Raw genomic sequence first — 26,456 nt, 5'->3', positions numbered from 1 at the left:
ATTTATCGTAAAAGCCTGGCTTGCGGCCATTACGACTTTTTCGCAGGCAAGCGGAAATTCAGATTATCGGTATTCACCACGTGCTGATCGACGCGGTCGATGTCCACTGAACTTTGCCCGTTCTCATTAACCGCATGCACGTTCGCCAGGGACAGCAACGTATCCTGTTTTGCCATAAAACGCCCCCGCACATCTTTGCGTAAATCAAAGTTTAGTTTCAACGCCGGCCCCACAGATGCCTGCTGCATAACGTTGATATTGCGTAAGAAAAGATGCTGCGGCTGGTTATGCAGTTCCAGCGTGGCTTGCTGCATTTTCACGTTAGTAATCGCCACAAACGAGGTGGCATTGCCGGAGGAAATCTGGATACCGCGCAGCTTGTATTTACTGCTGGTGTTATCCTGGCGAATATCGTTTAGCTTAAAATTCTGCGGAATTGAGAGGTAGTTCCCCTTGATCACGCCATAGCCAATCAACATACCGGCGCTATTGTCCATACTGACGTTATCAATCACAAAGTTGTCGCAGCCATAAATCGCCACCGTGGCGTTATCAAGACCCGCCTTTTTACTGAAATCCGGCGTGATGTTACGCGCTTTCACGTTACGAATAATGAAGTGCTTGCCGTTCTCCACATGCACCAGTTGGCGGCAGTTGCTGCCGGTGATATTGGCGACGACAAAGTTTTTCACCGCCTGATCCTCCGGATAGGCGTTGTCGTAAGTGCTGCCCGCCAGACCAATGCCAATGCCCCAGTTGATCTTGCCGTTGGTACAGTCAATATTCTCAATCACATGGTCGGAAATCAGAATGTTGCGATCGTTGATGGCGACATTCCACTCAATGGCGTCACCCTGCAACTCACTGAAGCGACCATTGGTGATGCGCACCCCGTCAAACTGGTTATGGTAGCCCTGGCGCAGAATGCCGTAATTGGCTTTTGTCACCGTGATGTGATCAATCAGCAAATTACGCATCACCCGCTTCTCTTTGCCGCCAATATAGATCTGCATCACCGGCCCATAGCCGCTCATCGCCAGCCCTTTGATCTCGCAATCGGAGCCGCGCACATCCAGCGTGATATTGTAAAAACTTCCGCCGTCCTCGCCGATCACACGGCTGCCATCCTGCAGCACCAAACGCCCACGACCATTGCCTTTCAGCGCACCACGCACCAGCAACGTTTTGCCAGGCGGAATGAAAATCCCGGTATTGATATTGTCACACACCAGCCCGGCTGGGATCTCGACCGTTTGCCCGGCGGCAAAGGCATCGTTAAGCGCCGCAGGCCAATCATTATGGTTATATTGACGAATATCGACAGTGCCATTGCCGCCAATGGCACGCGCGGCTCTGGTATGCAGGAGGGGTAATGCCGCCAGTGCTGAACTGGCGGCGAGAAAGGAGCGTCGGGTGAAGGATGTTGATGATTTGCAGGCGGTCATAAAACCTCTGTTTAAAGCGTTTGCAACAGACTTGCCAGTTGCTGGTTGATGATTTTTTGGTTGAAGTCAGCTTCGACTTTTGCGCGTGCCCGGGTCACCACCGGGGTGAGATCGCTATCCTGCATGGTACCGAAAGCGGCTAAACGCTGCGCCAGCGCTTCAGCATCCTTTTCCGGCACCAGCCAGCCGGACGCGCCAGCGTCAATCAGCTCCGGAATGCCGCTGTGCACCGTCGAGACCACCGGAATCCCCACCGCCATCGCCTCCATTAGCGCGACGGGGATCCCTTCCATATCACCATCCGCGCCGGTAATGGACGGCAGCAGAAACACATCTGCTTCATCCAGTAGCGCTTTGACTTCATGGCTCGGTTTAAAGCCCGGCATCTCGATCACGTCTTCCAACTGGAACTGTTCAATCAGGGTGCGCAAGCGCCGTTCCCATGGACCGATACCGAGAATGCGATACTTGAACGCCACGCCGCGCGCTTTCAGCAGACGACAGGCTTCAATCGCCACATGCAGCCCTTTCTTCTCGGTCAGGCGGGCAACAGAGATAATTTGCAACGGGCTTCCGGGTGTTTTGACCGGTCGCAGGCTAAAGCGCGTCATGTCGACGCCCATACGCGAGACGGCGATTTTCTGCTCCGGGCAGCCCATATTTTTCAACCGGCCCGCCCATAAATCACTGATCGGCAACATCAGGTCGCCGCGCTGGAATAACCGCTGATACTCTGGCGTGTAGTGGTTCAGCACGTCGCGGTGTGAGACATCAATACCATGGAAAACCGTGGCTATTTTGCCCTTCAGCACCCCAAGCTCACGCAGTTTCGCCGCCGTCACACCAGCCGGGCCAAAATGGGCGATAAACACATCGGCAGTAAAGACGCGAGGTGCAAGCGCACAGATAGCCGAGAGGATCAGGTTGCGCGCTTCGTCGCCATAGCGCGACATATTCAGCGCTTTCCACGTCGACGGCTTCAAGCAACCCCGTGCGATTGCCTGCGCGCGGTAACTCAGTTTCGCCAGTTTCCCTTCCGGCTCCGCCAGCAACCAGTGCGTTTTTTCGGCCAGCTTATACTCCGTATACGCTGCGTGGGTGTTATTCATATCGCCCTTATGCAGGGCAACAATCTCCACCTCAAAACCCATGTTAATAAAGGCAACAATCTGGTTAAGAACAAACGTTTCAGACGCTAAAGGAAACTTCAGCAAAAAGAAGCTGACTTTCATTTCTCCCCCTGCACGCGATCCAGCACCGATTTCACCATGTTCATTCCCTGCTCCCGTTCCGCGGCTACGGCGACCGACAGTCGTGCGTTAATGGCAGGCAGTTGCCCGAGGGTATCCGCCGCCATTGCCGCCAGAGAACCATCAAGCAGATGACGGATATCCACCGCCATCTCCGGCATTCCTAACTGCTGCATAATCCCGGCGGATTTGTGTTCGTAGTTGATGGCGATCGCCGGTGTGCCGAAGTTCATCGAAATAATGGCAGAGTGCAAACGCGTCCCGACGGTTAAATCGCAGGCACCGAGGATTTTGCCCATTTCCAGATCGTTCAGTTCGTCCATCACCACGTGGTAGCGCGACGGGTCGCTGACATACTGACGTAAATTGAGCGCCACCATGCGGTCATCTTTGTTGTAGCTATCAATACCGGTGCAGGTCGACAGCGCGATCACCTGATAGCCCGCATCAATAATGCGGTTGACGACGCCAGCAAAAGCCTGCTCATAAGCCTGCTGAGTGGTATTCAGACGCTTGTCGAATGGCGCCAGTTCACGCAGCGTGATCGCCACCGTCTTCTCTTTCGCCGCCAGATCCAGCCAGTGTTGCACCGCATAACTGGCCACAAAATCGGCCTGGTGATGCTCCACCAGCCAGGCGGTATCCACGCCCTGCTCCACTTTGTCGGTGGTGATGTTGCTTTGCTTCATCAAATTAAGGCTAACGGTTTCGCGCAGGATCAGCGCCTGGCAATGGCCGAAGACATAATTGGCCAGTTGGTTGAACGGCTCGTTCTGGAACGGTCCAACGCTGTGGCCGATCATATACAGCGGCTTTTTCGCCATAAACGTGCAGAGCGCATGTTCAAACTGCGGTACGCCATACAGATCAACAAAGAAAGAACCGCCGACCTGAATAATGGCGTCATAACCGGAAAGCAGGCGCACAAAATCGGTAAACCCCTGCGCAATGGCAATATTGCGCAGTTTGCCGGTATCGGTCACCCGGGAAAGCAGCACCTGGTGCTGATAACGGCGACGCAGGACTTTCTTGACCCGCCCCATCAATCCGGCGGCATTGTTATGTTCTTTCATTTGGCTGTACAGCGGGTCGCCCATCACCGGGCGATTTAACAACCAGGATGAGCTCACCGGATAGCGGCTCATCACATCCACGTCTGCATCAGGCTCAATCAGGGCAATAGCATCCAGCAATCCGCGTAATATTGCGCTGTCACCACGGTTACCGCAGGTATGATTGCCAAGGATCAATAATTTCATAGCGACCTCTTAAAGGGGTTCAATAACGTTTCTTAGCCTGCGCGGAGCAGCGTTTTTAATTTCTCGTTACGGCAAAACTGGCGCTTCATCTCCACCACCAGCGCATTGCGCGACACCACCAGCATCAGCATGAAAGCCACCACGCCCGCCGCCACCTGAATGGCCAACATGGCGGCAAGCGGCAGATGCCCATTCAGCGCCAGCCCCAGACCGTAGCTCACCACCAGCGTCGGCAATGAGAGGTAGAACGGCAGCCACAGGCTCAAAATGTACTGGCGGTAGCTGGAGCCGAGCACCGGTTTGATCATCACGAAATAGCTCAGCACGGTATTAATGATTTGTACCAGCAGGAAGCCGAGGGTGACGCCCAGCGCGCCGCCCGTGTGCCCGCCGATAATAATGGCGGGAATAAAAAGAAACGTTTTAAAGACGTTGAATTTAAAGCTGATATCCACCCGCGCTTTCGCCATCAACAGCGAACCGATCGGGTTTCCTACCGCGCGTAGCAAACCGACGATGCACAACAGTTGCAGAATGGGAATAATGCTGCTCCATTTGTCACCGAAGACCAGCGGCACGAAATTATTCGACACCACCATCAGTCCGAGCAGGACAGGAAAGTTGATGATCCCCACTACCGACAGCAGCTTGTAGAAGTTCAGGCGCAATTTTTCGGTATCGTCCTGAATTTTGGCAAATGCCGGGAACAGCACGCGGGTAATGATCGGGTTGAGCTTCATCGGCGGGACCACGGCCACGTTGTACGCCAGGTTGTATCCCCCGGCGACGCTGGCGCCAAGAATACGCGCCAGAACCAGCGTTGAGAGGTTGGTGTTGACGTAATTGATGATGCTGTCTGCGGTCAACCAGGCGCCAAAGCGCAGGTTGGAACTCACCGACGCCAGTGAAAAATGCAGCCCCGGGCGGTAGATCTTACGGCCAAAATAGCCAAACAACAGCGTACGCACGGCGCTGTTGACCAGATAACCGAGGATCGCTGTCATGGCGAGCGGCCAGAAAAAGGCGCTGATCACCGTAAAGCTAAAACCCGCCAGCACGGACAGCGTTTCGATCGCGCCGATTTTGTTGAACTCCAGCTCCTTTTGCATCAATGCACGGAACTGCTGGCCATGCGGGATCACCACAAAAGCCAGCGACAGCGTCCGGATAAGCGGCGCCAGATCCGGGTTATTCAGTACATCCGCAATCACGCCGCTCAGGGAGAAGACCGCCACACACACCACAATCCCCAGCCCAACGTTCAGCCAGTAAAGCGTGGTCAGCTCAAGGTGACTTATCTCTTTACGCTGAATAATGGAGTTCGCAATACCAAAATCGGACAGCGTATCCGCCAGCGCGATAATCACCAGCGAGATCGTCAGCAGACCAAACTGGTGGTTATCGATGATGCGCGCCAGCACCGTCATCTGCACCAGCCCCAGACCAATGATGGTCAGCGTGGCCATGGCGGACCACTTTGCGCCGCTGATGGTTTTTTCTCTCAGGCTCATGACCTTTCCTTAATACGCCGCTTTGTTCACAAAGCCTTTAAAGATGGTCAGAAAAACGATTTTGATATCGAACCACAAGCTCCATTCGCGAATGTACTCCAGGTCGAATTCAATACGTTTTTCCATTTTTTCCAGCGTGTCCGTCTCACCGCGCCAGCCATTAATCTGCGCCCAGCCAGTAATCCCCGGTTTCACTTTATGACGCAGCATGTAGCCTTCAATTAACGAACGGTATTGCTCGTTATGCGCAACCGCGTGCGGGCGAGGCCCGACAATGGACATGCCGCCCGTCAGCACATTGATAAACTGCGGCAATTCATCCAGCGAAGTCCGGCGCAGGAAACTGCCGACGGGGGTCACGCGCGGATCGTTCTGCGTTGCCTGGGTCACGACTTTGTCGTTCTCCATCACCTTCATGGAGCGGAATTTCCACACCTTGATGGGTTTACCATCCATGCCGTAGCGCGTCTGGCGAAAGATAATCGGTCCCGGAGAGCTGAGTTTGACGGCAACAGAAATGCCCAACAGCACCGGGGAAATCAGCAGCAGAATCAAAGAAGAGAGCACAATATCTTCAATGCGTTTCAGGATGCGGTTAACGCCGGACAGCGGTGTGTCATACAGCGGCACCACCGGAACACCGTTGACCTCTTCAACACGTGAATGCAGGATATTGAAGGTAAAGACATCCGGGATCAGGATGACGGAACAGGTTGTATCCGCCAGCTGGCGCACCAGATTCTTAATACAGGCGGCATCGTTCATCGACATCGCAATGTAGACGTTATGGATTTTGCCGGACTTGGCATCATCAACCAGTTGATCGAGGTTACCTGCCCAGCCGGTGGTAATGCAGCCCGGTTGCGGATCGTGGTAAACACCGACCACATCAAAACCCAGCCACGGCTCGTTACGAAACCCCTCCAGCAGCTCCTGCCCCATCGGCATATCCCCCGCCACCGCGACGCGGCGGGTGTTATAACCCAGGTTACGCAGCCAGCCCGCGCCAAAGCGGATCACCGCACGGCTCATCATTAACCCCATGCTGGTTAACAGGTACCAGGAGAGGTAAATTTTGAAGGTATTATCAAAATCATTACTGAACGCCAGCAGCCCCGCGCTGAAAACCAGGCTCAGCGTCCAGTTCTGCAGTAACAACGTCAGTTCGGTCATGATTTTGACGCCCCGCCAGGAGCGATAAAAATCCGTCATTCCGCCAATCATCTGGAAGACGACCAGGGTAATCAGAGCCATCATGAGATGCATATAGAAAAACGGCAGCGCATTCACTTTGCACACTACCCAAAGTCCGCCGAACATAATGGTGATGTCGGAGAAGCGCTGCACGATAGAGATTAACGATGCATTCGTTTTGGCCCGGTCGCGCTTTTTTAGATTCGTCATCGTTGTACCTGCCTGTATGTTCACTCTCCCCGACCAAGGGGAGAGGAACGCCTGATATTTACTGATTCAACAGCGCCAGAATTTCCTGCGTTCGCGCTTCCATCAGCGGCACATCCTGGCGGGACTCCACGTTGAGGCGCACAACCGGTTCCGTATTGGATGAGCGCAGGTTAAAGCGCCAGTCCGGGAACGCGATGCTGATGCCGTCCGTGCGATCGATCTCCTGCGCCCCGGCCGTGAAGTGTTGCTCGACACGGGCGATCGCCGTTGCCGGATCGGCCAGTTTGCTGTTGATTTCACCGCTTGCCGGGAACGCCACCATGCGGTCGCTGACCAGTTCGGCCAGCGTTTTGCCTTTCAGACACAGCAGTTCCGTTACCAGCAGCCATGGGATCATGCCGCTGTCGCAATAGGCAAAGTCGCGGAAATAGTGGTGCGCGCTCATCTCGCCGCCGTAAATGGCGTCTTCTTCGCGCATGCGCTCTTTAATGAACGCGTGGCCGGTTTTCGACATCACCGGCGTGCCGCCTGCACGACTGACAACGTCGACGGTATTCCAGGAGAGGCGCGGGTCATGAATGATCTTCGCCCCCGGATGTTTTTCGAGGAACGCTTCCGCCAGCAGGCCAACAATGTAGTAGCCCTCAATAAACTGCCCTTCACCGTCGAACAGGAAGCAGCGGTCGAAATCGCCATCAAACGCGATGCCCATATCCGCGTGGTGCTCAATCACCGCATTGCGGGTATCGGCGCGGCACTCTGGCAGCAGCGGGTTAGGAATACCGTGCGGGAAGGTGCCATCCGGTTCGTTATGCACTTTGACAAAGGTTACCGGCACGTTGAGCGCCTTAAAACGTGCCTCAATGGCGTCGATCACCGGGCCTGCCGCGCCATTACCGGAGTTAATCACCAGTTTCAGTGGTTTCAGGTTGTTGGTATCGATATACCCCAGCAGATGGTCGATGTAGGCATCACGCAGGTTGATGTGTTTATAGCTGCCGCGTTTGTCCGGGTTGACCGGAGGAAAATCATTGGCTTCCGCCAGGCGCTGCACATCGCGCAGGCCGGTGTCGCCGCTGATCGGACGCGCGCCCTTACGCACCAGCTTCATGCCGTTGTAATCCATCGGATTATGGCTGGCCGTCACTTCAATGCCGCCATCCACGCCAAGATGGAAGGTCGCGAAATAGATCTCTTCGGTACCGGAAAGTCCGATATCCAGTACGTTCACTCCAGCGTCCTGCAGACCTTTCGCCAGCGCCATTTTCAGCGCCTCGCTGGTCTGGCGCACATCGCCGCCCAGCACAATGGTCTGCGGCTTCAGGTATTCACCGTAGGCGCGGCCAATACGCCATGCAATCTCTTCATTCAGTTCTTCGCCCAGCTTTCCACGGATATCGTAAGCTTTAAAACAGGTTAATTTTTCCATCATTACCTCTTCTTCAGGCAACAGTCAGCCTTGACCGCAAAATGGCCATATATAATTGATTAATAAAAGTTTCAGGCCGGATAACGGCTTCGTTATCCGGCAACGGACATTAAATGCGCCCGTAGCGATCCTTGAATCGCACAATGTCATCCTCTTCAAGGTACGAACCGGAGCGCACCTCAATCAGATCGAGCGGAATTTTTCCCGGGTTTTCCAGGCAATGGCGCGCGCCGAGCGGGATGTAAATCGACTCGTTCTCGCCTAATAATTTGACCTCATCATCAATGGTGACTTTCGCCGTACCTGCCACAACCACCCAGTGCTCTGCGCGGTGATGGTGCATCTGTACGGACAGGCCTTCGCCAGGTTTGACGGTAATGCGTTTAACCTGGTAGCGATCGCCGGAATCAATAGAGTCGTATTTCCCCCACGGGCGATAGACTTCACGGTGGATATGGTGTTCGTGGCGTCCATCTGCTTTGATTTTTTCCACCACTTTTTTCACATCCTGCACATGATTTCGGTCAGCAATCAGCACCGCGTCTTTGGTCTGCACCACCACCAAATCTTTTACGCCGACGGTCGTCACCAGTCCGGACTCCGCATAAACATAGCTATTCTCGGTGTCATGGCTGATAACGTCGCCGTGATGGACGTTTCCCTCCGGCGTATGCTGGCTGATTTCCCACAGCGAAGACCAGGAGCCCACGTCACTCCAGCCTGCGTCCATCGGCACCACAACCGCATCGGCGGTTCTCTCCATCACCGCGTAGTCAATCGACTCTTCCGGGCAGGCAAGAAACGCCTCTTCATCAACACGGATAAAGTCCATATCCGGGTCAGCGGCCTCCATCGCCCTTTCGCATGCGGAAAGAATGTCCGGACGGTATTTTTTCAACTCTTCCAGGAACCGACCGGCGCGGAACAGGAACATGCCGCTATTCCAGTAATATTCGCCAGTGGCCACATAGCCCTGCGCGGTTTCCAGGTTCGGTTTTTCCACGAACTGCGCCACGTTGAAGGCAACCGCATCCACTTTGCCTTCGCAGACCTCGCCACGGCGGATATAGCCATAACCGGTTTCCGGCATATCAGGCACAATCCCGAAGGTCACCAGCTTGCCGCTTTCTGCATAAGGAATCGCGTTGCGAACGGATGTCCGGAAAGCGTCTTCGTTCTGAATAACGTGGTCAGCAGCCAGCACCAGCATTAACGGGTCGGCATCCGGGTTATGACGCTTAACCGCCAGCGCCGCGAGAGCGATAGCCGGCGCCGTGTTACGCCCCGCCGGTTCCAGGATGATGTTTTCGGTCAGCTTATGCAGCTGGCGCAGTTGCTCGGCAACGATAAAACGGTGCTGTTCATTACAAATCACCACCGGGCTTTCGCAATCCACCCCGTTCAGACGACTGACGGTGGTTTGCAGCATCGTAAGATCGCCCTTCAGGCACAGGAATTGTTTAGGGTAAAGCACGCGGGACAATGGCCACAGACGGCTACCGGAGCCTCCGGCCATCACTACCGGATACAGTTGCGTTTGACTCATGATTTATCCCCATTGCCGTCGAAATTCAGGCTGCCGTGCTGCGTGTGCGCATGCTCAGGCTGAGCGGAATTTTCCGGGCTGATATCAGCAATAAATTGGCGTAACACGTTCTCTTTCTCGAGCGTGCGTTCGGCATATTCACGTGCCACCGTGTTGTTTTTGGGCAGCGCTAACGCGCGTTCGATGCCCCAGGCCAGCGCATCCACCGATTCCGGCTCCACGCAGACCGCAATACCAGGCTGCGCCAGGCATAACTGGCCAAGTTCGGTACTCTCTTCTGCGGTGATCACCGCATTGCCGCCCACGGCCAGAATGTTGGTTAACTTCGACGGCAGTACCGCATCCGCCGCGCCGCGTTTCTGGATAACCAGATGGCAATCGCCCAGGCTTAACAGCGCGGGCAGCGCGTCGTACGGCTGCAACGGGAAAAATTTCACGTTGTCCAGACCGCGTTCGCTGACCATTTTTTCCAGTCGTGCTTTACCGCCGCCCTGCCCGACAATGACAAACAACCACGGATGACTTTGCAGGCGCGCAGCGGCTTCAATCACGTTTTCCAGCCCCTGCTTCTCACCGATGTTGCCGGAATAGAGAATGATTTTTTTGTCATCCGGCAGACCGAGGTGGCGGCGTAACTGCGCGATGCTTTCTGCATCGACATCGCGAAAACGCGCCACTTCGGACCAGTTCGGGAAGAAAATGATCTTGTCCGCCACCACCCCTTTCTCCCGCGCTTTGTTCATCATTGAGCGGGAGATGGTGGAGACGTTATCGACGTTATGCAGGCCGCTACGTTCAAAAGCCGTTGCCAGACGCGCCACGCGACCGCTCTTGCCTTTGCCCGCCATGCCTAAGCCGAGCATCGCGTCAACTTCATAATCCTGAATGTGCAACAGCGTGCGTGCGCCCGAGAGCTTCGCCAGCAGGCGCATGCCCGGTGTGCAAAACAGCGTGGGCACCACGCCAATAATGCGATCCGGTTTCCAGCGACGTTGCGCCATCAGCGGGAAGAAACTACTCAGGGCAAAACTGCCCAGGTGCAGCAACCGCTTTAACGTCGAAGGCTGACGAGGGACATACAACGGGCAACGCCACACCGTGGCGGCCCCCTGCTCTTTTCGCCAGCGCCAGGCGCTGTAATGCTCGCCGACTTTCCACTCCGGATAGTACGGAGGCGCGGTGATCACGCGCACGTCATGGCCCTGACGGGCCATCCATTCCACCATTTCGCCGGTGTACTTACCGATCCCGGTCAGCTCCGGCGAATAGTTGATGCCATAGACCAGGATTTTCATAAGCCCGGAACTCCCTGCGCATCGAGGAAATAGGCGCGGCTGTTGTCATGCACCAGCGGATCGGCAATCAGCGACTCCGGCGTCCCCCAGCGATAATCATTGTGCTGGTCCGTCGGCAGCGCGAGCGTCTCCTCGTCCACACGTAAACGGAAACCGAGCACAATGTAGTGGGTGGAAAACGCACTACCGGAGAAGTTATCGTCATAGAAGTGCTGCCAGACGCCGTAGAACTCACCTGCCGACATCGGCAGGCGCAGCCCCAGTTCCGCCTGGGTCAGGCGCTCGAAAGCCACCGCCAGCGGTTCATCCTTTTGCACGCGTCCGCCCGGCACAAACCAGTATCCCTGGGCCGGACGGTTAGTGCGTTTACCGAGTAAAAACTCGCCGCGTGAATTCTCCACGATCAAATCGATGGAAATCAGCGGGGTGGAACGCACCACCGTGGCAAAATCTTCATGACTCAAAAACATGCCTACCCCCGGAACCGGTGCTGGTTTTCAAGGAACCACTGGTAGGTGCTGGCAAGGCCGGCTTCCAGTGAGATCTCGTGATACCAGCCAAGCTGGTGCAGGCGTGTCACATCCAGTAACTTACGCGGCGTACCATCCGGTTTCGTGGCGTCAAACACCACGCGACCTTTGTAGCCCACCACGTTGGCCATGGTTTGCGCCAGTTCGCGGATCGTGCAATCCACCCCGGTGCCGACATTAATGTGCGACAGCATCGGTTCGGTATTTTCCAGCCACACTTCTCTCGCCAGTTCCTGAACGTGAATGCTGGCGGCAGCCATGTCGTCCACATGCAGGAATTCGCGCATTGGCGTACCGCTGCCCCACACCACCACATCCGGCGCGTTCTCTTGCGTTGCTTCATGGAAGCGGCGCAGCAACGCAGGGATCACGTGCGAGTTGCTCGGGTGGAAGTTATCGTGCGGCCCGTACAGGTTGGTCGGCATCACTGAGCGATAATCACGGCCATATTGGCGGTTGTAGGATTCGCACAGCTTGATGCCGGCAATCTTGGCAATCGCATACGGTTCGTTGGTCGGCTCCAGCGTGCCTTGCAGCAGCTCGCTCTCCGCCATCGGTTGATGCGCCAGTTTCGGGTAGATACAGGACGAACCGAGGAACAACAGTTTGTTCACGTCATGCAGGTGTGCCGCATGAATGATGTTGCTCTCAATCATCATATTTTCGTAGATGAAGTCCGCCGGGTAGGTATTGTTCGCCACAATACCGCCCACCTTCGCTGCCGCCAGGTACACCTGATCAATGCGTTCATTTGCGAAAAACGCATGCACGGCGGCGGAATCCAACAGGTTCAGCTCCTCGCGGGAACGCAGGACCAGTTCAACATCCGCACGCTGTTCAAGCTGCCGAACGATGGCTGACCCCACCATCCCGCGATGGCCAGCCACAAAAATACGTTGTTTCGTCATGCTCAGGACTCCAGCGCGATGGCAACCTCGTAACCGTGGGCCTTAAGCAGTGAGTGTTTTTTCGCTGCTTCCAGATCTTTTGCGACCATCTCGGAGACCATTTCTTGCAGAGTCGTTTCCGGTTTCCAGCCCAGACGTTCATGCGCTTTGGTCGGATCACCCAGCAGGGTTTCCACTTCAGCAGGACGGAAGTAGCGAGGGTCAACGGCAATGATCACATCGCCCGGTTTCACGCCCGGTGCATCATGACCCGTCACCGACACCACAATGCCTTTCTCTTCCACGCCGGTGCCTTCAAAGCGCAGTTTGATACCCAGTTGCGCAGCCGCCATTTCCACGAACTGACGTACGGAATACTGCACGCCTGTGGCAATCACGAAATCTTCCGGTTTGTCCTGTTGCAACATCATCCACTGCATTTTCACGTAGTCTTTCGCATGGCCCCAGTCACGCAGGGAGTCCATGTTGCCGAGATACAGGCAGGATTCGAGGCCCTGTGCGATGTTAGCGATAGCGCGGGTGATTTTGCGGGTCACGAAGGTTTCGCCACGGCGCGGAGACTCGTGGTTAAACAGAATGCCGTTACAGGCGTACATGCCATAAGATTCACGGTAGTTAACGGTGATCCAGTAGGCGTACAGTTTGGCCACCGCGTACGGAGAACGCGGGTAGAACGGCGTGGTTTCTTTCTGCGGGATTTCCTGCACCAGACCATACAGCTCAGAGGTGGAGGCCTGGTAGAAACGGGTTTTCTTCTCAAGACCCAGGAAGCGAATGGCTTCCAGCAGACGCAGCGTACCCATTGCATCCACATCGGCGGTGTATTCCGGAGATTCAAAGGATACTGCTACGTGGCTCATCGCCCCCAGGTTGTACACTTCATCCGGCTGAACCTCTTGCAGGATACGGGTCAGGTTTGACGTATCAGTCAGATCACCGTAATGCAGGTGGAACTTCGGATTGCAGGTATGCGGATCCTGATAGATGTGATCCACACGTTCGGTATTGAATGAGGAGGCGCGACGCTTAATGCCGTGGACTTCATAGCCCTTTTCCAGAAGCAGTTCCGCCAGATAAGAACCATCTTGCCCGGTTACGCCGGTGATGAGAGCGACTTTAGACATAATTTATTTTCCTCAATGTTCCCTGTTAGGGAGTTACCTTTTCAACGCGTTCGCGCGTCACCACTGCGGGATTGCCACGGCAAATCACATTTGCCGGTAGCGATTTAAAAACACTGCTGCGCGCACCGACCACCGTTCCGTCGCCGATGGTGACGCCAGGCGCGACAAACACATCCGTCGCCAGCCAGCACTTTTCACCAATCACGATAGGCGTCGCGTTAATGTCAAAATGCGCGCTCGTATAATCGTGACTGCCGGTGCACAAATAACATTTCTGTGAAACAACGGAATTTGCGCCGATAGAAATATCACCCAGCGTGTATAACACTGCGTCATCTCCTACCCAGCTGTAATCGCCTAACGTTAATTTCCATGGGTAGGTGATCCTGACTGAAGGGCGAATAACCACCCCTTTTCCTACCTTTGCGCCAAACAGACGCAATAAGAAGGCACGCCAGCGATACAGCACCTGCGGGGACCATGCGAATAATGTCGCCTGAACAGCCCACCACAGTTGAACCTTAATAGCATTGCCGCCCCGAAAGCCTTTTGGCACGGAGAATCCTTGTAAATCCTGCATCTGTTTTCCTTATATTTGAGCGCTATGCTTTGTTATATAAGGCCTTTGCTTTGCCAGTTGTTCGCAAACGCAACATATATGACAATTGCGCCCAAAAACCCGGCACTCGCAATATTGTGCGCTGAACCTTGCGAGCATCCTGACATAATTCAAGGTTATTCGATGTGGATACGCCGCCCATTGAAAATTCAGACACCAGACCTTTCAAACGCTTAAACGGAAAACCCGCTTTAAACATTCTGGCTGCTAATGCGTAATCGGAAGAGACTTTAAATTGCAGATCGTAGGGGTATGTTTTCAGACCATTTACCGGGAAAAATATCGCCTGATGGCTGGCCGGCAAACTGTGGTAAATATACCAGCCATGTTTTGCGCTACGACGTATTTTAGTGCCATCGCCGAAATCCAGCATCGCATCGCCAATATACATCGCATGGTCTGTTTCCTCATCCAGCTGGCGAACAACATCCACAATTTCTTCATGGAAGATATCGCCGGAATTAAGGAATAACGCAAAGCGGCCCGTGGCCATATCGATGCCTTTGTTCATCGCATCGTAAATGCCTTTGTCACGCTCGCTAATATAACGTAAGTTGTACTGACCGTTGAGATTTTTCAGAAATTCCGCAGTGCCATCCTGCGAGCCGCCATCAACGACAATCCATTCGAACTCGATATCCTGCGCTTTCGCCAGATGGGCCAGAGACTGCCAGGTCTTCACCACACCTTCATGATTGCGAAATGCAACAGTAATAACAGTTAGCAGCATTTGACCCACCTCTTTATGTTTTCACTATATTCAGCGCTTTACGCAGAATAAACGGACAAACAATTAAAAACGCATATTCCGGGCTAAAAATTGACCCCGTAAAAAACAACGATATCGGTGTAAACAGGTAAAGCTGTACGCGAAAATTCTGATTATTGCCGAAGGCGCTGATCATCATTTTCCCAACTTTAAACAGGTACCACCCGGTTAGTATTACTGCGAACCATGAAAAATAAATGATCAGCAGATACAACCCATTGTCTATTGTTTTCCCGACGTCTGCACCGTTAAAGATTCCGAATGATGCGACATATTCATAAAGTGAGCCGAATCTTACTACCCCGTCGATATTGGTCAGCGAATATCCTACCATCACAAGCGGACCGATAATGCGGTAATAAGATGAAGAGCCTTCCGTTCCTAAATCACCGACACGCGTCGCGATATATGGAAAAGCAAACACAATCCCGACGATAAAGACTGCCAATGAAATAATTGCCAACGGTAACTTTTTTCGGATCGCTTCTTTGTTCAAATACTGGAAAGCCCATTCCAGCAGGTAAAACATGATAAATGTCATTACCCCTGAGAACGATCCCGAAAGTACTATCCCTGCCAAAATCATAGCATCGGTCTTCGGCGTTTTGATACCGAACTGTTTGATGCTGAGCCAAATTGAGATTAATGCCAGAGCGAAGAACGCAGGCTCGAAATATAGCGCCGTGGTTCGCTTACCGCCAAATTTGATAAAATTCAGCACGTAACTGTTGCTGTAGATGAGGTATTTCGAAATCACCTCCATCAGACTGCTGCCGCCGGTCAGGATAATCTGTGCCATTTCCAGCGCCGCCAGCATCACCACCATCGCCACCACCGCATAGAAAAAGCGCAAAATCTTGCGGTAGTTATGCGGTGAAACGGTTTTGAAGCGGATGCTCCACACCATGCCGATAATGATCACGATGTAGACAAACAGCATCGTTGAGGTCACGTATTTGCTGGCATCCAGCGACTTGCCGAAGACGTAGTTAAAGAGCGTTAACGCCGCACCGATGCTTAACGCAATCATCAACTTTTTCAGGTTGATGCGCTCAACGTAGAGCAACAACAGTACTGGCAGAAACGTCACGATGGTCACCGGAAAGCTCTCCCCCAGGGAGACGATCTTGACGTTGACCAGCAGGTAAATCAGCGGTAGCAGGAGGTAACTACAGACCTTGATAGAATGAGACATACTCCTCCAGCATCTGTTGTCCACTGTATGCCTGACGGCTACGTGCGCGGAACGTCTCCAGGCTTTCGCCAAACACGGCCTGCGCAATCTCAGCTTTATGGCACTGCACCAGCGGCAGCACCGCGTCTTCGCTGAACGTCTGGCCGCCTGATTTCTGCAACACTTCGCGAGCGGCATCGCTGTGGGTGGCAATCACCGGTACGCCAATAGAGAGCGCTTCGCACAGAATCAGCGGATAGTTATCCACCCGTGATGTGAACAGCAACGCATCCATCTGGTTGAGTTCACTCATCAGTTTGCGTTTATCCGTCAGAAAACCGTGGTTAACCACATTTGACGCCTCAAACGGCGAAAACTTGCCGAACGTGTGTAGCTCCACGCGGGAGTCCAGCGCCATGATGTCGCGCACCAGTTGCTGGTTGGTTTTGCCGTCATACCGCAAATCATGGGCCACAACAGCGATTTTCGGTTTCCCCTGCGTGACGGTCACCGGCGACAGCTCCGACAAAATCGCCTCGGTCGCGACATCAATCCCGTTATTGATAATGCGGCAACGTCCCGCGCCGTAGAGGCTATTAAAGGCATCCGCCACATGCTGGCTGGGGGAAATAAACTGGCAGCCCAGCGCCAGCATGTCGTTGAAAAGCTGACGCTTACCCGACACCAGCTGATGCGCACGGTCCACTTTGACTGGCGGATAATTGGCCAGAGTTGGGCATTTTTTGCACTGCTCTTTCCAGCCTTCGCAGCCATCGGTAAAGGCGCAGCGCCCGGTGACGCTCCAGTGATCGTGCAACGTCCAGACAAAGGTGACGTCCGGCTTGTGAGCTTTCACCTTCAGGCAAAAGGTCACGACCTCTTCCAGATTCAGCCAGTAGCTGTGCATCACATGAAAATGGAGCACCACCGGCCCTTCGCTGCGGGTCACCGTGCGGTAGAGATTATTCAGGTTGCCAAAAACATCACGGTTAAACAGGCGAAATAGCGCCAGGTTGGCGATCGATGTCAGACGCGGCGTCTGTTTATACACCTGCTGATAGTCGTCGTGGCTGACGCTTTTTTTTCCGCCTTTGCCATAGCCATAAATAAAGCGTGACTGCATGCCTTTACGCAGTGCGCGCTGGTGCAGATCCAGCGCCACACCGGCAGCGCCGCCTTCAGCGAGGCGCACGTTAAACTGTAAAATATTCATTTAATTACCTTCACACGCGCCTTCTCACCCACCACCAACGCATTGTCCGGCACGCTGTCGAGCACCACGCTACCCGCGCCGATGGTGACATGGTTGCCAATGGTAATGTCGCCGATGATCACCACGTTTGCGCCCAGCTCAACACCGTTGCCAATCACCGGGCAGGCCAGACTCTCTGCGCCGCGATTACCGATGGTGACACCGTGGCGAATCGTGAAATCGTCACCGGCGATGGTGTTTTTGTTGATCACCACCGCGTAGCCGTGATGGATGGTGAAACGGCGGCCGATGGTGGCTGCGGCCTGTATCTCGTAGCCGAACAGGCATTCGGTGACAAAGCGGTACAGCAGCAACACCGGGGCGGCCCACAGGTTGTTAATGACATGCTTTTTGCGCCAGACGGAGCAAAAGTGGGCGATGCGATACGCCGCAACCATGCAGCATGGACGTAAGCTCCAGTGATTAGCGCGAAAGTCTTCCAGTCGCATTATTTCCCCCGCAGCCCATCAGCCAGACGTTTGCCATTACGCAGGGAAAACAGCGTTAACAACGTACGCCAGTTCATGCGCTTATTGCGGATCTGGTACAGGGTAAACAACTGGTACTTTTTACTGGCGCGGTCGAACTTGGCCTTATGCTTGCGATAAAAGTGGAAATAACCGGAAAATTTCTTTGGCGATGAGGTGATCTGCATTTCACCGTGGTTAATGTGCAAGATCTGCGTGGCCTCTTCGATTTTCGCCGGTTCGCCGTACTCTTCCACCATGCGCAGAAAAATATCGTAATCCTGAGCGGCCTTCAGTTGCGTATCAAACAGGCTCTCTTTAAAGCGCCATGCCCAGGTAAACACCTGATTCCCGACAATATTGCGCTTGTAAAACAGCTTGCGGGAAAACGGCGATTTCGGGTACAGCGGCAGGCTGGTAGGCTGGGCGTACACTTCGCCCTGGCAGACATAATCATTGGCGTATAAAAAAGCGCGCGTGTTGAGCAGATCTTTATGCGCCAGAAACACGGACAGACGATTTGGCGTCCACTCGTCGTCATCGTCAATGCCGGTGATGTACTGCCCTTTCGCCTGCAAAATCGCCTGGTTACGCACCGCGCACGCGCCGGAATTAAATGCGTTGCGCGTGTAGCTCACACGCGGGTCGCCCAGTTCCTCGACAAATTGTTGCAGTTGCCCGAAGGTCGTGGAGCAATCATCAACAATGATCATTTCCCAGTGCGGATAATCCTGACGCAGCACCGATTTAATGGCGCGGATCGCCAGCTGTTGCCGGTTCCAGGTTGGCATATAAATGGAAATTAACGGGTTTGCTGTTGTGCTCATGATGCGATCCCTAATACGTTCAACATGCCGCTTGTGCCCTCACTCCCGCCCTCCCCTTCTTAGTTCAGGAGGAGGGCGGAGCGCATTGAGGGTAGAGGTGAGGGTCTTGTTATTTCGAATCGGATTTGTATTCGTACTCGTAGTAACCGTAATCCTGGTAGCCGGTTGCACGGCGGAAAATCGAGTTCAGGATCACGCCTTTCACTTCAATACCGTTCTGTTCGAAACGGCTCAAACTGGTCTGGATCTCTTTCAGCGTGTTCACCGCATAGCGGGCAACCATCAACGTGGTGCCGGCATGGCGGCCTACCACGGCAGCGTCCGTTACCGCGAGGATGGGCGGTGTATCGATCAGCACCAGGTCATACTGGCTGCTGGCCCATTGCAGCAGTTGTGAAAAACGCTCGCTCATCAGCAGCTCAGACGGGTTCGGCGGTATTTGCCCGCGCGGCACGAGGTCAAAGTTGCTGATGGAGGTCGGTTTCGCGCAGTTCTCCAGCGGCCCTTTCCCGGCCAGCACATCTGACAGACCATTAATGTTGTCGGTCCCCAACAGCTCGTGCGTATAGCCCTTACGCATATCACAGTCGATCAGCAGCACGCGTTTGTTGGTTTGGCTTATCACCGCGGCAAGGTTGGCGCAGACAAAGGTTTTACCGATTGACGGGCTGACCCCGGTCATCATCAGCACATTGTTTTTCGCCTGCATCATGGCGAAGTGAAGACTGGTGCGCAGGCTGCGTATCGCTTCAATGGCCAGATCCGTCGGGTTACCCACCGCCAGCAACTGGCTCTGTTTGTAACGCTTACTGCCTTTCGCGGTTTTGGCACTATCACGCGCTTTTTGCCACTCCGACAGCGGAATGCTGGCATACACATTCATGCCATGCTCTTCCAGAATCTGCGGGCTTTCGATGCCACGGTTGAACAGTGAGCGCAGCAGCACAGCGACAATCGACACAATCAGGCCGAGGATGATGCTGCCAAGAATGATCAGCACTTTCTTCGGTTTCAGTACGCCGGGCTGTGTAATCGCCGGGTCCACGATGCGCACATCACCTACGGTGCTTGCTTCCGTGATCTTCAGCTCCTGCTGCTTGTTCAGCAGTTGCATATACACTTGCTGCCCGGATTCCACATCACGAGTCAAACGGACAATTTCCTGCTGCGTTTTCGGCATCGCCGTCACGCGGGTATTCAGTTTCGCTTTCTCGGTTTCCAGCACCTGACGTTTTTCCAGCAGCGTGCGGTACGCCGGGTGAGCCCTGGTATAAAGTTTGGAGATTTCCGCTTCTTTAAAGGTCAACTCGTTCAACTGGGCGTCAATGTTAACCATCGAGTCGAGAACGGATTTTGCTTCCAGCGGCAGGTCAACGGAGTCCTGTTGCTGGCGATAGGCGTTGAGTTTGTTTTCCGCAATGTCCAGGTTCTGGCGCACTTCAGGCAACTGCTTGTCGAGGAAAACCAGGCTCTTCGCGGCTTCTTCCGACTTGCGCTCCACATTCTGCGCCAGGTAATTACGGGTGATACTGTCGAGAATGGCACGGATTTGATCGCGATCTTCCCCGGTAAAACTCAGGCTCAATACGCCCGTGTCCTTGCCGGTTTCCGTTACCGTCAGGTTGTTTTGCAGATTGTTGATCATCCCCAGCGTGGAGAATTTGGTCACGGTAAATTCGCTGTCGGTGGAGGCCTGGATTGCGCCCACCATCATGGTGACGCCCGCTTTGCTCAACAACTGCCCCACTTCACCGCGTGCCTCAAAACCGCTGTCGCTGGTTAACAGGTACTGTTTCGGGCCGAGCACCTTCACCGTCCAGGTATCGTCATTCTTCCCTTTCGGTAAGGTAAAGGTGGTGACTTTTACCGTTTCATTCTGACGCCCCATCAGACGGTCCCAACCGGCGCCAAACAGTGGAAAGGTATTTTTGACCACTGAAATGTCGAGATCGAGATCGTCGACGGTTTTGCCCAGCACCATGCGTGACTGGATCAACTGAATTTCTGCTTCCGACGCAGGCGGTTTGTTCGACAGCGCGCTGTTCAGGTCCTGAACCAGCGAACTGCCGGTGTTCTGCTCGATTTGCACCAGCGAATCGGCGCTGTAAATAGGCGTCGCAAACAGGCAATACACGACGGCGATAAGCGCAAACACGGCCGTGATGCCCAGTACCCACCAGCGAGCTTCAACGATGGTGCCGAACAAACGGCCAATATCGATTTCGTCATTGCCCACCACCGGGGCGGCATGGTGCGAATGGTGTGTTTTCTCTGTCATTGTTATCCCTGCTGAGCTTGCAATGCCTGCGCCCAATGGCGGGCAGACTGATCAAGTAAGGTGTAAACGGCTTCAAAGGCCTCACGGCTTTTGCGAAACGGATCGGGAATCTCCCGTTCGTTATCCCAGTGGCCGAACAGCATGACTTTTCCACGCATTTCCGGGGCAATCTCGCACAGCGAGGCAATGTGGCGTTTTTCCATGACCAGAATCAGGTCGTATTGACGGCACATTCTTCCTGAAACCTGCCGCGCACTATGCCCCTCCAGAGAAAGTTGATTGTCCGCCGCCACACTGACGGCGTTGGCATCGGCGCTGCGTCCTACCAGCGCCCCCAGACCCGCCGACTCCACCCGTAGTGCGGGTTGGTATTTTTTCAGCAGCCGCTCTGCCGTTGGGGAACGGCAAATGTTCCCCACGCATACCACCAGAATTTTATTAAACATTGCGCATCACCATTTATGGATGGTGCTGGCCGAATCGGTCATGTAGCGAAGGCCACTGATTGTCGGCAGCAACTGGGAGATAAGACGATTCCAGCGCGCCACCGGAGCTGTTGTGACGTACACCACGTCATATGGCTGGAGTCTGAAATTCGTCGCCATCACCAGTGAAGTGGCATCCGACATATCCAGCTGGTAAATGTTGGCAATCTTGCCACCGCGACCGTTCTCGCTGGTCAGCGGACGGATCACGAACACACCACTGGCGTTGGAAGTCGTCAGATCGATACCTTCGGCCTGGCCCAGCGCTTCGGTCAGCGTCATGCCGCTGAAGTCCATTTTGAGGGTGCTCTGTTTTTTCACTTCCCCCATCACGAACACTTTCAGGTCGTCATTACGCGGAACGAAGAGAATGTCACCCGGGTAGAGCAACCGGTTCTGGCTCAAATCGCCGTTTTGCATCAGCGCCTGTAGCGAAATGCGCTGCTCTTTCCCCTGGTGGGTCAGGATGACGTTGCGCCAGTCGGCGTTATCGGTCAGACCGCCTGCCGCGTTGACAGCATCGAGCACGGTAAGCGGTACGTTGGTGATCGCCTGTTGACCGGATTTGCCAACCTGGCCCGAGATATAGGCTTTTTGCGAGCGGAATGCGGCGATATTAACGTCCACCTGCGGGTCAGCAATGTACTGCGCTAAACGGCTGGTAATATCACTACGGATCTCGCTAAGCGTTTTGCCAACCACCTGCACGCGACCCACATAGGGGTAAAACATGGTGCCATCGGGCTGAACCCAGTTACCGGCATCGCTGGAGCTGCGGTACTGACCGGCCGGGGTCGTCAATTCAGGGTGATCCCAAACGGTGACATTCAGTACATCTCCTGGCCCTACACGATACTGGTAGGCGGCAATTTCCTGGTCCAGCGACATATTCGGCTGAGCGACATTCGGACGCGGGCGCAATTGTTCAATCAGACGCGGCGTCAATGGATAAACGTTCACCATACGGTCTAAATCAAAGTCTGCATCCTGCTGTTTAATCACATCCTTTCCCATCGTAGACATATTGCTACCAGGAAAAATTGTGCAGCCACTCATCAAGCTTATGGACACCAATAATGGCATCAATTTCGTTTTAGATTTCATCATTGATTAATTATCACTTTGGCAGAGTAATTATCCTGTGCGATTTATATAAGCGCTCAAGCTGTACACAGATTCAGAATGCAGTTAATCGCGAAGAAATATAACTGGCATCAGTCCTAAAAAGAGCTTATTCAACCACATGCGATTACAGAATAATCTGCACAGGTTGATGACTGTCGGGCACGCTACCGCCCTTGGCTTTCAGTAACCAAACCACTGATTCGACTATAAGTTCTTGCCAGACATCCTTTTTATCCTCTTCTGACGACGACATGAGACAGGTCAGATAAAATACTGTGGGTGGTGTTTTCAGCACTGATAAACAATGCTGAAAATAACAGCGCTGGTATATTTAATGATGCACGGAGAATTGTTGCAGCTAAGCGAATAGCAGGCAAGGTAGCATCCTGTGATAAACATCTTTTTAAGAATAATATTAAGGGCAAAGTTTTCAGCTTTTAGGATTTTACGTATATTGACAAGCAAAGAATCCCGAACTAGTTGTGCGAAATATCCTAATTCCTTTATTTTTCTCTAATGATTAATCACAGTAACAATAAGGAAATAGAATTAAAATATATTCCAGCTCGCCATTAAAATAAGATAAATCGCAGGCTGGCATTGCATTTTGCGCCAGCTTTATCCATGATCGCGCTGTGACAATTGTCATATCACTGAAGGTGTTACGTTAACGATGGAATGGATTGCCGATCCGTCAATATGGGCCGGACTGGTTACGCTGGTCGTAATCGAACTGGTTCTGGGTATTGATAACCTGGTTTTTATTGCAATTCTTGCGGAAAAATTACCTCCGGCGCAGCGCGATCGCGCCCGCGTCACCGGCCTGATACTCGCCATGCTGATGCGCCTGCTGTTGCTGGCCTCTATTTCGTGGCTGGTCACGCTAACCAATCCGCTGTTTACCGTTCGGGATTTCAGCTTCAGCGCCCGCGACCTGATAATGCTGGTCGGCGGCTTATTCCTGCTATTTAAAGCCACGGTAGAACTGAATGAACGGCTGGAAGGGAAAGACAGCGACAACCCTACACAACGTCGCGGGGCGAAATTCTGGGCTGTCGTGATACAGATAGTGGTGCTGGACGCCGTCTTCTCACTTGACTCCGTGATCACCGCCGTAGGTATGGTTGATCATCTGGCGGTGATGATGGCTGCGGTGGTTATTGCCATTTCGTTGATGCTGCTTGCCAGTAAATCCCTCACCCGCTTTGTCAACAGTCACCCGACCATTGTCATTCTCTGTTTAAGCTTCCTGCTGATGATTGGTTTTAGCCTGGTGGCGGATGGCTTCGGTTTCCATATTCCCAAAGGTTACCTGTACGCGGCAATTGGCTTCTCGGTGATGATTGAAGCGCTTAACCAGTTGGCCATCTTTAACCGTCGTCGTTTCTTGTTTGCCAATCAGACATTGCGTCAACGCACCACCGAAACCGTGATGCGCCTGTTAAGCGGTCGCAAAGAGGATGCGGAGCTGGACGCTGACACGGCCTCGATGCTGCGCGACAGCGATGACAGTCAAATTTTTAACCCGCAAGAGCGGCGCATGATTGAGCGGGTGCTGAATCTTAACCAGCGTACCGTCAGCAGTATCATGACTTCACGTCACGATATTGAGCATATCGATCTGCGCGCGCCGGAGGCGGAGATCCGCGCCCTGCTGGATAAAAATCAGCACACCCGCGTGGTGGTGACCGGCGGTGAAGATCAGGATGACCTGCTGGGCGTGGTGCACGTGATTGACCTGTTGCAGCAATCCCTGCGCGGCGAACCGCTGGATCTGAAAGCGCTGATACGCCAGCCGTTGGTGTTCCCGGAAGCGCTGCCGCTATTGCAGGCGCTGGAGCAGTTCCGCAATGCGCGTACGCACTTTGCGTTCGTAGTGGATGAGTTTGGCTCAGTCGAAGGCATTGTCACCCTGAGCGACGTGATGGAAACCATCGCCGGTAATCTGCCCAACGAAGTGGAAGAGATCGATGCCCGGCATGATATTCAGAAAAACAGCGACGGAAGCTGGACCGCCAACGGCCATATGCCGCTGGAAGATCTGGTGCAGTATGTTCCCCTGCCCCTCGACGAGAAGCGTGAATACCACACCATTGCCGGCCTGCTGATGGAGTATCTGCAACGTGTGCCGAAGCCCGGCGAAGAGGTTCAGGTCGGCGACTTCCTGCTTAAAACACTGGAAGTTGAAAGCCACCGCGTGCAGAAAGTGCAGCTTATTCCACTGCAAAACGAAGACGATCTCGACTACGAAGTCTGACGCGCCGGGGTTAACCCGGCAAACGTCAGGCTTTCACAATGGCAATGCCCCGCTGAGCAAATGGCGCCAGACTGCGTTCGTCAGTCTGCGCGTCAACGACCAGCGTATTAACCAGCGAAATATCGCCAATCACCCACGGTGATGCGGTGTGCAGTTTTTCCGGCGATGCCAGTACAATCGTTTCCGCCGCACGATCCGCCATGGCCCGCTTGATGCGCGACTCTTCAAAATCGCCGGTACTCAACCCGGCGTCCACATGCACGCCTGTGACGCCCATAAAAAAGAGATCGGCGCGCACTCTGGCAATCCCTTCAAACGCCGCCGCCCCTACATTCACGATAGAGTGCTTGTACAACTGACCGCCAATCATGATCACCGTAATCAACGGGTGTTGCGCCAGTCCCACCGCGATACCCGGACTGTGCGTGACGACCGTCAGTTTCAGGTCCGGCGGGAAGAAGGTGATCAGCTCAGCGGTTGTCGTGCCGCCGTCAATCATCACCACCTGCCCTGGCGAGACCAGCTGCGCGCCTTTTTGCGCAATCCGCCGTTTGGCGTCAGATTGCAGACTCTGCCGCTCCGCAAAGGTGACGACCGCGGCAGAAGCGGGCAAAGCCCCGCCGTGTACTCGCTGAAGCAATCCCTCCGCCGCCAGTTCGCGCAAATCACGCCGGATCGTATCCTCCGACACGCCAAACGCTTCGCTGAGGTTTCGGGACAACACCTGCCCCTCTTCGGCGAGACGGGTCAGAATCAATTGCTTACGTTGCGAGGTGAGCATGGTGAACTCCATTTGCACGAAATTACTTGATGATGCACGAAAGTGCACGTTATGCTGACGATTCTACGACCTGAGGAGCGACCATGCAATCTGAACATGCACAAATACGCATTATCTCGTCAACACCGCTTTCCGAAAACTGGGGAAAACTCACCAAATACACCTTCGATTTCCGCCGACGCGACGGTGAATGGCAACGTCAGTCCCGCGAAGTCTACGACCGCGGTAACGGCGCTGTGATCCTGCTGTATAACCGCGCCAAACGCAGCGTGGTTTTGACACGGCAATTTCGTTTACCGCTGTTTGTCAGCCAGCATCACGGCTTTTTGCTGGAAGCTGCCGCCGGACTGCTGGATGCACTCGATCCTGAGGAGCGTATTAAGCACGAGGCTGAAGAGGAAACCGGCTACCGCATTGACCAGGTGCAAAAAGTGTTTGAAGCCTGGATGAGCCCGGGCTCGGTGACGGAGAGACTGCACTTCTTCATCGCAGAGTATGACGACAGTCGACGTATCAGCGAGGGCGGCGGGCTGATTGACGAAGGGGAAGATATTGAAGTGGTGGAGATGGATTTTGCCACGGCGCTGGCGGGGATCCGCAGCGGCGACATTGCCGATGGCAAAACCATTATGCTGTTACAACACCTGGCGCTGGAAGGGATCCTGTAAGACTGATGCTATAGCCGCCGGTTGGCGTTGCGTTTATCCGGCCAGGGAACCTG

At 53.9% G+C, this 26,456-nt stretch carries 23 protein-coding genes; 2 read left to right on the top strand and 21 right to left on the bottom strand.

The genetic code is table 11. The features are described 5' to 3' along the window. Positions 1 to 29: 29 nt before the first annotated feature. The 20 genes from wcaM to N7922_RS08885 form a co-directional block, all read right to left on the bottom strand. On the bottom strand, positions 30 to 1,445 hold the full coding sequence (gene wcaM, locus N7922_RS08980) for a colanic acid biosynthesis protein WcaM (protein WP_263100196.1): 1,416 nt from the start codon (positions 1,443 to 1,445) through the stop codon (positions 30 to 32). 11 nt (positions 1,446 to 1,456) lie between these two features. Beyond that, positions 1,457 to 2,677, bottom strand: a complete 1,221-nt coding sequence (wcaL, locus tag N7922_RS08975) for a colanic acid biosynthesis glycosyltransferase WcaL (RefSeq protein WP_263100195.1) — start codon at positions 2,675 to 2,677, stop codon at positions 1,457 to 1,459. After that, positions 2,674 to 3,954 carry a colanic acid biosynthesis pyruvyl transferase WcaK gene (gene wcaK / locus N7922_RS08970; RefSeq protein WP_263100194.1) on the bottom strand — a complete coding sequence of 427 codons (1,281 nt, stop codon included), beginning with the start codon at positions 3,952 to 3,954 and terminating at the stop codon, positions 2,674 to 2,676. Before wcaK ends, wcaL begins: the two co-directional genes overlap by 4 nt. A gap of 32 nt (positions 3,955 to 3,986) precedes the next feature. Next, complete coding sequence (gene wzxC, locus N7922_RS08965; RefSeq protein ID WP_263100193.1) at positions 3,987 to 5,465, bottom strand: colanic acid undecaprenyl disphosphate flippase WzxC; 1,479 nt, start codon at positions 5,463 to 5,465, stop codon at positions 3,987 to 3,989. Between the two features lie 9 nt (positions 5,466 to 5,474). Next, positions 5,475 to 6,869 carry an undecaprenyl-phosphate glucose phosphotransferase gene (wcaJ, locus tag N7922_RS08960; RefSeq protein WP_263100192.1) on the bottom strand — a complete coding sequence of 465 codons (1,395 nt, stop codon included), beginning with the start codon at positions 6,867 to 6,869 and terminating at the stop codon, positions 5,475 to 5,477. A 58-nt stretch (positions 6,870 to 6,927) separates the two neighbouring features. Next, entirely contained in the window at positions 6,928 to 8,298 is a 1,371-nt protein-coding gene (gene cpsG / locus N7922_RS08955; protein WP_263100869.1) for a colanic acid biosynthesis phosphomannomutase CpsG, read from the bottom strand. Between the two features lie 109 nt (positions 8,299 to 8,407). Next, positions 8,408 to 9,844 carry a mannose-1-phosphate guanyltransferase gene (gene cpsB / locus N7922_RS08950; RefSeq protein WP_263100191.1) on the bottom strand — a complete coding sequence of 479 codons (1,437 nt, stop codon included), beginning with the start codon at positions 9,842 to 9,844 and terminating at the stop codon, positions 8,408 to 8,410. Continuing rightward, entirely contained in the window at positions 9,841 to 11,139 is a 1,299-nt protein-coding gene (wcaI, locus tag N7922_RS08945) for a colanic acid biosynthesis fucosyltransferase WcaI (RefSeq protein WP_263100190.1), read from the bottom strand. Before wcaI ends, cpsB begins: the two co-directional genes overlap by 4 nt. After that, on the bottom strand, positions 11,136 to 11,609 hold the full coding sequence (locus N7922_RS08940) for a GDP-mannose mannosyl hydrolase (protein WP_263100189.1): 474 nt from the start codon (positions 11,607 to 11,609) through the stop codon (positions 11,136 to 11,138). Before N7922_RS08940 ends, wcaI begins: the two co-directional genes overlap by 4 nt. A 2-nt stretch (positions 11,610 to 11,611) precedes the next feature. Continuing rightward, entirely contained in the window at positions 11,612 to 12,577 is a 966-nt protein-coding gene (gene fcl / locus N7922_RS08935) for a GDP-L-fucose synthase (protein ID WP_263100188.1), read from the bottom strand. Positions 12,578 to 12,579: 2 nt separating this feature from the next. Beyond that, entirely contained in the window at positions 12,580 to 13,701 is a 1,122-nt protein-coding gene (gene gmd, locus N7922_RS08930) for a GDP-mannose 4,6-dehydratase (RefSeq protein ID WP_263100187.1), read from the bottom strand. A gap of 25 nt (positions 13,702 to 13,726) precedes the next feature. Beyond that, positions 13,727 to 14,281: a colanic acid biosynthesis acetyltransferase WcaF gene (gene wcaF / locus N7922_RS08925; RefSeq protein ID WP_263100186.1), complete on the bottom strand. Its 555-nt coding sequence runs from the start codon at positions 14,279 to 14,281 to the stop codon at positions 13,727 to 13,729. A 22-nt stretch (positions 14,282 to 14,303) separates the two neighbouring features. Beyond that, positions 14,304 to 15,050, bottom strand: coding sequence for a colanic acid biosynthesis glycosyltransferase WcaE (wcaE, locus tag N7922_RS08920; RefSeq protein ID WP_263100868.1), 747 nt, complete (start codon positions 15,048 to 15,050; stop codon positions 14,304 to 14,306). A gap of 13 nt (positions 15,051 to 15,063) precedes the next feature. Beyond that, positions 15,064 to 16,284 carry a colanic acid polymerase WcaD gene (gene wcaD, locus N7922_RS08915; protein ID WP_263100867.1) on the bottom strand — a complete coding sequence of 407 codons (1,221 nt, stop codon included), beginning with the start codon at positions 16,282 to 16,284 and terminating at the stop codon, positions 15,064 to 15,066. Further along, a complete protein-coding gene (gene wcaC / locus N7922_RS08910; RefSeq protein ID WP_263100185.1) occupies positions 16,259 to 17,476 on the bottom strand; it encodes a colanic acid biosynthesis glycosyltransferase WcaC in 1,218 nt (405 codons plus the stop codon). The genes wcaD and wcaC overlap by 26 nt, the downstream gene beginning before the upstream one ends. Beyond that, positions 17,473 to 17,964: a colanic acid biosynthesis acetyltransferase WcaB gene (gene wcaB / locus N7922_RS08905; protein ID WP_263100184.1), complete on the bottom strand. Its 492-nt coding sequence runs from the start codon at positions 17,962 to 17,964 to the stop codon at positions 17,473 to 17,475. The genes wcaC and wcaB overlap by 4 nt, the downstream gene beginning before the upstream one ends. Further along, on the bottom strand, positions 17,964 to 18,809 hold the full coding sequence (gene wcaA / locus N7922_RS08900) for a colanic acid biosynthesis glycosyltransferase WcaA (RefSeq protein ID WP_263100183.1): 846 nt from the start codon (positions 18,807 to 18,809) through the stop codon (positions 17,964 to 17,966). The genes wcaB and wcaA overlap by 1 nt, the downstream gene beginning before the upstream one ends. 109 nt (positions 18,810 to 18,918) lie before the next feature. Continuing rightward, on the bottom strand, positions 18,919 to 21,087 hold the full coding sequence (wzc, locus tag N7922_RS08895; RefSeq protein WP_263100181.1) for a tyrosine-protein kinase Wzc: 2,169 nt from the start codon (positions 21,085 to 21,087) through the stop codon (positions 18,919 to 18,921). Between the two features lie 2 nt (positions 21,088 to 21,089). Next, positions 21,090 to 21,533 (bottom strand): low molecular weight protein-tyrosine-phosphatase Wzb, encoded by a 444-nt coding sequence (wzb, locus tag N7922_RS08890; RefSeq protein ID WP_263100180.1) that lies wholly within the window; start codon positions 21,531 to 21,533, stop codon positions 21,090 to 21,092. Between the two features lie 6 nt (positions 21,534 to 21,539). Beyond that, entirely contained in the window at positions 21,540 to 22,679 is a 1,140-nt protein-coding gene (locus N7922_RS08885) for a polysaccharide export protein (protein WP_263100179.1), read from the bottom strand. A gap of 691 nt (positions 22,680 to 23,370) precedes the next feature. Here N7922_RS08885 and N7922_RS08880 point away from each other — a divergent pair. Continuing rightward, complete coding sequence (locus N7922_RS08880; protein WP_263100178.1) at positions 23,371 to 24,954, top strand: TerC family protein; 1,584 nt, start codon at positions 23,371 to 23,373, stop codon at positions 24,952 to 24,954. Between the two features lie 25 nt (positions 24,955 to 24,979). Here the strand turns inward: N7922_RS08880 and N7922_RS08875 are convergent, their stop codons facing one another. After that, the gene (locus N7922_RS08875; protein ID WP_263100177.1) at positions 24,980 to 25,735 is read right to left on the bottom strand and encodes a DeoR/GlpR family DNA-binding transcription regulator; all 756 of its coding nucleotides are present in this window, start codon (positions 25,733 to 25,735) and stop codon (positions 24,980 to 24,982) included. An 83-nt stretch (positions 25,736 to 25,818) separates the two neighbouring features. Here N7922_RS08875 and N7922_RS08870 point away from each other — a divergent pair, with 83 nt between their 5' ends. Further along, positions 25,819 to 26,403, top strand: a complete 585-nt coding sequence (locus N7922_RS08870; protein ID WP_263100176.1) for an NUDIX domain-containing protein — start codon at positions 25,819 to 25,821, stop codon at positions 26,401 to 26,403. Positions 26,404 to 26,456 lie beyond the last annotated feature (53 nt).

Source organism: Kosakonia sp. ML.JS2a, assembly GCF_025642095.1.
Classification (GTDB): Bacteria; Pseudomonadota; Gammaproteobacteria; order Enterobacterales; family Enterobacteriaceae.
Note: the sequence above shows the minus strand (reverse complement) of the source record. Positions and strands in the feature narration are given on the sequence as shown.

Excerpts from the sequence above, each read along its gene's own strand:
- N7922_RS08885 (WP_263100179.1), bottom strand. The coding sequence starts at position 22,679 with ATGATGAAATCTAAAACGAAATTGATGCCATTATTGGTGTCCATAAGC.
- wzc (WP_263100181.1), bottom strand. The coding sequence starts at position 21,087 with ATGACAGAGAAAACACACCATTCGCACCATGCCGCCCCGGTGGTGGGC.
- fcl (WP_263100188.1), bottom strand. The coding sequence starts at position 12,577 with ATGACGAAACAACGTATTTTTGTGGCTGGCCATCGCGGGATGGTGGGG.
- wcaF (WP_263100186.1), bottom strand. The coding sequence starts at position 14,281 with ATGCAGGATTTACAAGGATTCTCCGTGCCAAAAGGCTTTCGGGGCGGC.
- wzb (WP_263100180.1), bottom strand. The coding sequence starts at position 21,533 with ATGTTTAATAAAATTCTGGTGGTATGCGTGGGGAACATTTGCCGTTCC.
- N7922_RS08875 (WP_263100177.1), bottom strand. The coding sequence starts at position 25,735 with ATGCTCACCTCGCAACGTAAGCAATTGATTCTGACCCGTCTCGCCGAA.
- gmd (WP_263100187.1), bottom strand. The coding sequence starts at position 13,701 with ATGTCTAAAGTCGCTCTCATCACCGGCGTAACCGGGCAAGATGGTTCT.
- wcaE (WP_263100868.1), bottom strand. The coding sequence starts at position 15,050 with ATGCTGCTAACTGTTATTACTGTTGCATTTCGCAATCATGAAGGTGTG.
- wcaL (WP_263100195.1), bottom strand. The coding sequence starts at position 2,677 with ATGAAAGTCAGCTTCTTTTTGCTGAAGTTTCCTTTAGCGTCTGAAACG.
- wcaK (WP_263100194.1), bottom strand. The coding sequence starts at position 3,954 with ATGAAATTATTGATCCTTGGCAATCATACCTGCGGTAACCGTGGTGAC.
- cpsG (WP_263100869.1), bottom strand. The coding sequence starts at position 8,298 with ATGGAAAAATTAACCTGTTTTAAAGCTTACGATATCCGTGGAAAGCTG.
- wcaM (WP_263100196.1), bottom strand. The coding sequence starts at position 1,445 with ATGACCGCCTGCAAATCATCAACATCCTTCACCCGACGCTCCTTTCTC.
- wcaD (WP_263100867.1), bottom strand. The coding sequence starts at position 16,284 with ATGTCTCATTCTATCAAGGTCTGTAGTTACCTCCTGCTACCGCTGATT.
- N7922_RS08940 (WP_263100189.1), bottom strand. The coding sequence starts at position 11,609 with ATGTTTTTGAGTCATGAAGATTTTGCCACGGTGGTGCGTTCCACCCCG.
- wcaJ (WP_263100192.1), bottom strand. The coding sequence starts at position 6,869 with ATGACGAATCTAAAAAAGCGCGACCGGGCCAAAACGAATGCATCGTTA.
- N7922_RS08880 (WP_263100178.1), top strand. The coding sequence starts at position 23,371 with ATGGAATGGATTGCCGATCCGTCAATATGGGCCGGACTGGTTACGCTG.
- N7922_RS08870 (WP_263100176.1), top strand. The coding sequence starts at position 25,819 with ATGCAATCTGAACATGCACAAATACGCATTATCTCGTCAACACCGCTT.
- wcaA (WP_263100183.1), bottom strand. The coding sequence starts at position 18,809 with ATGAGCACAACAGCAAACCCGTTAATTTCCATTTATATGCCAACCTGG.
- wcaB (WP_263100184.1), bottom strand. The coding sequence starts at position 17,964 with ATGCGACTGGAAGACTTTCGCGCTAATCACTGGAGCTTACGTCCATGC.
- wcaC (WP_263100185.1), bottom strand. The coding sequence starts at position 17,476 with ATGAATATTTTACAGTTTAACGTGCGCCTCGCTGAAGGCGGCGCTGCC.
- wcaI (WP_263100190.1), bottom strand. The coding sequence starts at position 11,139 with ATGAAAATCCTGGTCTATGGCATCAACTATTCGCCGGAGCTGACCGGG.
- wzxC (WP_263100193.1), bottom strand. The coding sequence starts at position 5,465 with ATGAGCCTGAGAGAAAAAACCATCAGCGGCGCAAAGTGGTCCGCCATG.
- cpsB (WP_263100191.1), bottom strand. The coding sequence starts at position 9,844 with ATGAGTCAAACGCAACTGTATCCGGTAGTGATGGCCGGAGGCTCCGGT.